5 protein-coding genes and 2 pseudogenes are annotated in these 5,206 nt (G+C 70.3%); all 7 read left to right on the top strand.

From position 1 onward, the window contains the following. Positions 1-28: 28 nt before the first annotated feature. Positions 29-190, top strand: a pseudogene (locus tag ACOJSN_RS14380) (PadR family transcriptional regulator); the annotation flags it as partial. A gap of 78 nt (positions 191-268) precedes the next feature. Beyond that, positions 269-424, top strand: a complete 156-nt coding sequence (locus tag ACOJSN_RS14375; RefSeq protein ID WP_420113183.1) for a hypothetical protein — start codon at positions 269-271, stop codon at positions 422-424. A 158-nt stretch (positions 425-582) separates the two neighbouring features. Beyond that, positions 583-2,322: a DUF4185 domain-containing protein gene (locus ACOJSN_RS14370; protein WP_420113182.1), complete on the top strand. Its 1,740-nt coding sequence runs from the start codon at positions 583-585 to the stop codon at positions 2,320-2,322. An 86-nt stretch (positions 2,323-2,408) separates the two neighbouring features. After that, positions 2,409-3,374 (top strand): bifunctional riboflavin kinase/FAD synthetase, encoded by a 966-nt coding sequence (locus tag ACOJSN_RS14365; RefSeq protein WP_420113181.1) that lies wholly within the window; start codon positions 2,409-2,411, stop codon positions 3,372-3,374. After that, positions 3,371-3,913 (top strand): GNAT family N-acetyltransferase, encoded by a 543-nt coding sequence (locus tag ACOJSN_RS14360; RefSeq protein WP_420113180.1) that lies wholly within the window; start codon positions 3,371-3,373, stop codon positions 3,911-3,913. Before ACOJSN_RS14365 ends, ACOJSN_RS14360 begins: the two co-directional genes overlap by 4 nt. Positions 3,914-4,050: 137 nt before the next feature. Then, the gene (gene rpsO, locus ACOJSN_RS14355) at positions 4,051-4,320 is read left to right on the top strand and encodes a 30S ribosomal protein S15 (protein WP_420113179.1); all 270 of its coding nucleotides are present in this window, start codon (positions 4,051-4,053) and stop codon (positions 4,318-4,320) included. A 202-nt stretch (positions 4,321-4,522) separates the two neighbouring features. Next, positions 4,523-5,206, top strand: a pseudogene (locus ACOJSN_RS14350) (polyribonucleotide nucleotidyltransferase); the annotation flags it as partial.

Genomic DNA, 5,206 nt, shown 5'->3' with positions numbered 1-5,206 from the left:
CCTCCCCCTCCACTAGCAGCCGCGCCACGGCTACGAGCTAATCCAGTATATCAGCGACCGCAGCGGCGGCACGTGGAGCCCGAGCCCGGGCAGCGTCTACCCGACGCTCCAGGCGCTCGCCGACGAGGGCCTGCTCACCATCGACGCCGTCGAGGGCCGGCGCACCGCGTCGCTCACCGACGAGGGCCGGGCGTACGTCGCGGAGAACCGCGAGCGCCTCGGCACCCCGTGGGATCAGGCCGAGGGTGACGGCGGGAACGCCTTCGCCGTGCGCGAGGCCATGATGGGTCTCGCCGAGGCGAGCAAGCAGGTGTTCCGGGTCGGTTCCACCGACCAGCAGCGCCGCGCCGCGCAGACGCTGATCGAGGCGAGGACCGCGATCTACCGCATCCTCGCCGAGGACGGCGAGTCTGCCGAGAGTTGACGCTGCGGCCGAGACCGAGGCTGAACGCTGACACCGAGGGGTGCGCCCCTCGGTGTCAGCGGGAGACCTCGGTCTCGGCGTCTCTGGGCGCGGGTCGGGTGCTTCGCATCGATGATGTTAGGCTCGGAAATCGATTACCCGTCCCGATGGAGCGATGCGTGACCCGAGACCGGAAGCCGGGAGCCGCCAGCACGCTGGCATGTGCCGCGCTCCTGCTGGCTGCCTGCACCGCCGAGACGACCGAATCAGGAGATCCGCCGCCGATGGACCCGCACGCTCCGACGTCGACGCAGTTCGCCACCGTCGACATCCCGTATCACTCCACGATTCGCACCGAGAGCGACGGTGACCTCTGGCCGGCTGCCTGGGCCGATGACGGCGCGCTCTACACCGCCAACGGCGACGGCCGGGGCTTCTCGAGCTCGCAGTGGCAGGACATCGTGGTGAGCCGTATCGACGGCACTCCGGAGGAGGGCCTCATGGGGGAGCGGATCGTGGCGGGCCCGCGCGTGGCGCCGGTGTGGTCCGACCCCCAGGAGTACAACCGCAAGCCCACCGGCATGGTCGCCGTGGACGGGAACGGTGACGGCCAGGACGAGCTCTACATGGCCGTGCAGGACTTGCGGATGCCGCCGTCGCCGCACGCCTTCAACGACGCTCCCGCCGCCACGATCGTGCGCTCGGACGACTACGGGCGCACCTGGACGTGGCCGGAGCAGCCGCTGTTCAGCGACTACGTCTTCACCACCGTGATGTTCCTCGACCTCGGACAGAGCAACGCGCTCAGCGGCGTGGTCGAGCCAGGGGGCGAGGACTACGTGTATGCGTACGGGCTCGACAACAACTGGCGCGACTCCTTCTCGGACGTGGTGCCGGACCCGGTGGACCTCTATCTGGCCCGGGTTCCGGCGGCGTCGATCCAGGACCGCGGCACCTGGGAGTTCTTCGCGGGCACGGACGGCGCAGCGGGCGAGGCGCCGATCTGGAGCAGCGACGTCGGTGAGCGCATCGCGGTGCTCCACGACGACCGCCGCGTCTACCCCGAGCTCGCCGTGGACGGGCCGATCAACTCGACCGTGATCTCGCAGGGAGGCATCGTCTATGACGCGCCGATCGAGCGGTACCTGTACACCTCCTGGACCGAGTTCACGTGGGAGCTGTACGAGTCCCCGACCCCGTGGGGACCGTGGACCCTGTTCGCGCGGAAGGACTTCGGCCCGTACCCCTGGTACGGGGCGGGCAACCCGGAGGGTTGGATCAACGGTGGTTACGCCGTGACCACGCCGTCGAAGTTCATCTCCGAGGACGGGCTGCAGCTGTGGGCGCAGGCGAACTGGTTCGTGGGGCCCGCCAACCCGGACGAGCAGACCACGTATCACTATGCGCTGCGCCCGATCACGCTGACCCTGCGCGACGCCGATGCCACCCCGTTCGAAGCAGAACCAGGGACCGACCTGGCCGATCCGGCCTCGGGGAGCGGCGCCGTCGTGATCGACACGCATTCCCACCTGGGGGCGGTCGCAGCGCTGACCGACGCAGATCCGGGCACGTCGGTCTCGTCATGGAACGGAACGCCGAAGCAGCGGGACGAATGGGGCGTGACGTTCCCGCAGCCGGTCGCCGTGGACACCGTGGTGATGGCGCCCGGCCCGACCGACGGCGAGGGTGGCTGGTTCGAGGGCGTGCCCACGGTCGAGATCCGGGTCGACGGCGTGTGGCAGGAGGCCGAGGCTGTCACCGTCTCGCCCGCGTACCCGGGCGACGCGAGCGCCGTGGACGCCGAGTCGTACCGGTTCACGTTCTCCGAGGCCGTGGTCGACGGCGTCCGTGTGGCCGGCACGCCCGGCGGGGCCGGCCACGTCACGACGGTGAGCGCGCTCGAGATACCGGCTCCCTGACCGCGCGTTCGTCGTCGGCACGCAGCAGTGGCAGGCTAGACCGCGGCCCACCCGCTGGTGGGCGCACTCGACAGGAGGAGACGAGCGTGCAGGTGTGGCGTGGGATCGAGGAGGTCCCGGAGCAGCTGCGTGCGAGCGTCGCCACGATCGGGAACTTCGACGGCGTCCACCTCGGACATCGCGCCGTTCTCGGCGTGACGATCGCCGCGGCGCGGGCCGTCGGGGCGAGCGCGGTCGCGGTCACGTTCGACCCGCACCCGGCCGCGGTGCATCGCCCGGACGACTGTCCTGTGCTGCTCTCGGGGATCGAGGATCGCCTCGAGCTGCTCGCCGACGCGGGTCTCGACGGCGTTCTCGTGATTGCGTACGACCTCACCTTCGCGGCGCTCACCCCGCGTGAGTTCGTCTCGAGCTACCTGGTGGATGCGCTCAAGGTACGACGGGTGGTGGTGGGGGAGGACATCCGCTTCGGCCTCGACAACTCCGGCGACCGAGAGACCATGCGGGCGCTGGGGGAGGAGCTGGGCTTCGCCGTCGACGTGGTCCACGACATCGAGGCGGCCGGCACCCAGCGACGCTGGTCCTCGACATGGGTGCGCGAGCTGCTCGCCGGCGGCGACGTGGAACAAGCGGCCGCGGTGCTCGGGCGGCCGCACCGGATGCGCGGCATCGTGGTCCACGGCGAGGCTCGCGGGCGCGAGCTGGGATTCCCGACGGCGAATCTTGCCCCGACCTCGACGGGCACCATTCCCGCCGACGGGGTGTACGCAGGATGGCTGTGGCGCCGGTGGGGGCTGCCCGACGCCGAGCGGCTGCCTGCCGCGATCTCGGTGGGGACGAACCCCACCTTCGACGGCGTGGCGCGGCAGGTTGAGGCGCACGTGCTCGGCCGCACCGACCTCGACCTGTATGACGAGGAGGTCGTGGTCGAGTTCACGCACCACCTGCGGCCCACCCTCAAGTTCGACGGTATCGAGCCTCTGATCGAGCAGATGCACGGCGACGTGGCGCGTGCCGCCGAGCTGCTGGGTGTGGACCGCCCGCTGGTGTGAGCCTCGAGCTGCGCCGCTACGACGGTGACGCGGTCCAGCGCGACGAGACGCTGCGCGACCGTGTGGCCGAGGTCTACGCAGAGGTGTTTGCCGAGCCGCCGTACGCCGAGCCGCCCGAGCGCGGGCGCGACTGGGCGCACGGACCGCTCGTGCGCCACGCCATGCTGCCGGCGTTCGAGCTCGTCTGCGCCGAGCGTGAGGGCGTGTTGCTGGGGTTCGCGTACGGCGTGCTCGGCAGCGAGGACAGCTGGTTCGCCGGCTACATCCGTGACCATGCGCCGCGCGAGGTCTCCGATCGGTGGCTCGGCGGCCATGGCGAACTGGCTGAGCTCGCCGTGCGGCCGCAGGCGCGCGGGCTCGGGTTCGGCGGGGCGCTGCACGATGCCGTGGCTGTGCACCTAACCGAGGCCGGCGCGGACCGGGCGATCCTCGTGACCCAGATCGCTGCCGCCCCCGCGCGGGCTCTGTACGCCGGTCGAGGATGGCACGATCTCGCCGAGCTCGCACCGGGCAGCATGCTGATGGGCAGGTCGCTGTGATGCTCCAGGTCGCCGGATTCGGAGATCCGCGGGAGCGGCTGATACTGTGAGCGCTGCCGTTAGATCGGCCGCGGTCTGGTCATGCCCGGGTGAACCAGCCCCGGCGCTCCGCGCAACGACTCCCTGAAGGAGAACCAGTGGCCCTGGATTCAGCCGTCAAGCAGCAGATCATCGCCGAGTACGCCACGACCCCGGGCGACACCGGCTCTCCGGAGGTGCAGATCGCGCTGCTCAGCCGGCGCATCAAGGACCTCACCGAGCACTTCAAGGAGCACAAGCACGACCACCACAGTCGTCGTGGCCTGCTGCTCCTCGTCGGTCAGCGCCGCCGCCTTCTCGGCTACCTGCGCGACATCGACATCGAGCGCTACCGCTCGCTCATCGAGCGTCTCGGCCGGCGCCGATAGCCTCTCACCGGCTCGGACCCCGCTCGGGGTCCGGGCCGGTTCTCATGTCCCCGGCAGACCGCCGTCGGACGCGCAACAACTCAACAACACACACCGCCCCGGACCCCGTCGGTCCTCGGTAGTGGCTTCCGGAACACGAGTTCCGTGAGCCTCGATCGATGACCACGAGAAGCCCGGGGCCGAACCACGAAGGAGGGCACCCGTGGAGGGTCCCGAGATCCAGTTCGCCGAAGCCGTCATCGACAACGGCACGTTCGGCACGCGCACCATCCGCTTCGAGACCGGTCGGCTGGCCAAGCAGGCCGGCGGCGCGGTCGCCGTCTACCTCGACGAGGAGACGATGGTGCTGTCGACCACCACGGCGGGCAAGCACCCGCGTGAGGGCTTCGACTTCTTCCCGCTGACGGTCGACGTCGAGGAGCGTCAGTACGCCGCCGGCAAGATCCCCGGCTCGTTCTTCCGCCGCGAGGGCCGCCCGTCGACCGAGGCCATCCTGGCCTGCCGTCTGATCGACCGCCCCCTGCGCCCGCTGTTCGTGAAGGGCCTGCGCAACGAGGTCCAGGTCGTCGAGACCGTGCTCTCGATCCACCCCGACGACGCGTACGACGTGGTCGCCATCAACGGCGCCTCGATCTCCACCCAGATCTCCGGCCTGCCGTTCTCCGGCCCGGTCGGTGCGGTGCGCATCGCGCTGATCGACGGCCAGTGGGTCGCGTTCCCGCGTTACTCCGAGCTCGAGCGGGCCGTCTTCTCGATGGTCGTGGCCGGAAGAATTGTCGACGGCGATGACGGTCCTGATGTTGCGATCGCGATGATCGAGGCCGAGGCCACCGACAACGCCTGGACGCTCATCAAGGAGCAGGGCGCCGGCGCCCCCACCGAGGAG

The organism is Pseudactinotalea sp. (assembly GCF_048594945.1).
In the GTDB taxonomy this organism is placed as follows: Bacteria; Actinomycetota; Actinomycetes; order Actinomycetales; family Beutenbergiaceae; genus Pseudactinotalea.
Note: the sequence above shows the minus strand (reverse complement) of the source record. Positions and strands in the feature narration are given on the sequence as shown.